Source organism: Glycomyces sp. L485 (assembly GCF_022548875.1).
In the GTDB taxonomy this organism is placed as follows: domain Bacteria; phylum Actinomycetota; class Actinomycetes; order Mycobacteriales; family Micromonosporaceae; genus Glycomyces.
Genome location: NZ_JAKZEW010000094.1, coordinates 1 through 548, shown reverse-complemented (window position 1 = coordinate 548; position 548 = coordinate 1). Strand labels below are relative to the sequence as shown.

General features: G+C 67.2%; 1 pseudogene. It reads right to left on the bottom strand.

Annotated elements, in window-relative coordinates:
• Window positions 1–548: pseudogene (locus L0U85_RS20155) on the bottom strand (hypothetical protein); the annotation flags it as partial.

The following is a 548-nucleotide window of genomic DNA, read 5'->3' as shown; positions in this document are numbered from 1 at the left end:
TCATCCCACAAGATCCGCGTGCCCCAACTGTGGCTGCAACCGAAGTCAAAGCTGTCGCGGTGCCCGGAGACCAGGTTCCCGTCGGCGTCGACGACCTGCATGCGGTCCCCCTGATGGATGTCGACGCAGCCGCCGTTGGCGACGGTGATGGCCACGCCGAAGTACGCCGCATAGTTCTCGCCGTCGCTCGCGAGGCGACCGTGGTGCTGGTACCACCAGACGAACCGGGCGCCGTCGTCGTAGCCGTCCAGACCGTCGCCGAGGTTGGTGACCTGCCGCTCCCAGACCTGCTCGCCGGAGTTGTCGAAGCGGACCATGTGCATCGTGTTGCACGGGCTGGAGGAGCCGCCGCACAGCGGTCCGCTGCCGCACTCGCCGCGACGCGTCACCAGCACCACGACCCCGTCCTCATCGGCCTGCACGTCTTGCAGATCGATGCCCTCGAAGCTCGTGACCGATCCGGTCATCTGGTCGTCGCAGTCGAGTTTCACCAGGTGAACCTGGTCATCCGTGCCCATCCACGTCAGCCAGGAGCCGCCGGAGGGCCG